Here is a 1,477-nt window from a genome sequence, read left to right on the forward strand (position 1 = left end):
GAGAATGATCAATTGCAACTGGAGCTTAAACACAGAGCCATGGTTGAAGCGAACCTGCTAGAAACTCAAGGGCGCTTGCTAGAGCAGCTAGAATCAGCCCCTGAGGCCATCATCTGTATTCGTGATGACCAACGAATTCGATTTGCCAACGAAGCTGCAGCAAAACTATTTAGGCGCGGGCAAGAGCAGCTTAAACGCTCTATGGCCGATGAGATCATTGCGCCTAAATACCTTAAGGTGGAACAAGCTCACTACTGTGGTGATATTGACATCTATATAGACGACACTCGTCAGCGAATACCAAGTGATATCCTTAAGCTACCTGAAGGCTCAGGGCTCGACACCATGTATATCTTTAATGTTGGTGGTGGGGTTAACTCAAACCGAGTCAATAACCTTGAAACGGCGGTTGAGGCACTTTCAAGCTACGCCTTTGAGGGTGACAAAGATAAACTTCAACAACTGAAAGAACTTGGCGGTGAATTTACTCGCCTCGCAGATAAAGCAACCGGTGAAGGTAAAAACAAACAAGAGCTGATGCGTGAAGTGCTGGTCGATGTCATGACCAATGCCATCATCTACTGGGAGTCTGTTACAGGGGAAACCAAGTTTGCCTTCGCAGAGAAGAGTGGCTTGTGGCGCGTCTACCTAGACCGCAGTACCCTGCAAACTAGAACGCTAGACAAATATCTACGTGTAGAAACTCTACCGAAAACGCCTCGCTGGCGAACGGTACTGAGCTCTATCGAGTTTATACTTGAGCACTGTAAAGAACAGACACCTGAAAGAACTCATATTGAGACCCTAAGGGATAAGCTACAAAAACTACTGACCAGTTAGCTCTGAAGTAAGCTCAAGCTACTGTAAATAATGAAGCCCACCTAGCGTGGGCTTTTTTGTGAATATCGTACGCGACCAAAGGACAATGACGTCGATTCAAACACACTTCTTTTACGGCATTAAACAAGCAAAATGACACGTTACTCAATCTTAAACAATCACCAGTTCAGTTACTATTTTGAGCCTTATTCTTGGCTGAATTTCACATTCCTCCGGCTCTTTGTTGCAGTTTGAGAAGCGAGTCACAACAGAACGGCAGATTTAATTTTCTAGAAAAATTTAACGTAAAACAGGTAAGTGACCGAGATCTACAATTACATCACCGTAAGATAAACCCCTATAATTAAAAGCCGAAAAGGTTAGTGACCACTTACAAAAAGCTACCACCACAAAACCAAATGCGAGTCACATCACCTTAACAATTACGCACAAAAAACCACCAAAGCAAGCTATTTTGACGTTAATGACGTGGTGCTGTGTGTTTTTAACGTTTTTGACGGGAAACGAGTTTGATTAATTCATCGATAAGGTGTTTTCTTACTCCTGCCAAAGGCCTACAGGCCACTCTTACCACTTCTCAGAATCAAAGATGAATCTGGAGCAACGAAGAAGAGGTAGGCCTTTAACTAGAGTGTGT

General features: G+C 43.6%; 1 protein-coding gene. It reads left to right on the forward strand.

The genetic code is table 11. The features are described 5' to 3' along the window. Positions 1 to 840: PAS domain-containing protein (locus tag AB4653_RS20080; protein WP_372105149.1), on the forward strand; the 840-nt coding region annotated here is incomplete at its 5' end. Positions 841 to 1,477: the final 637 nt, after the last annotated feature.

This window comes from Vibrio sp. 10N.222.48.A3, assembly GCF_041475345.1.
Classification (GTDB): Bacteria; Pseudomonadota; Gammaproteobacteria; order Enterobacterales; family Vibrionaceae; genus Vibrio; species Vibrio tasmaniensis_A.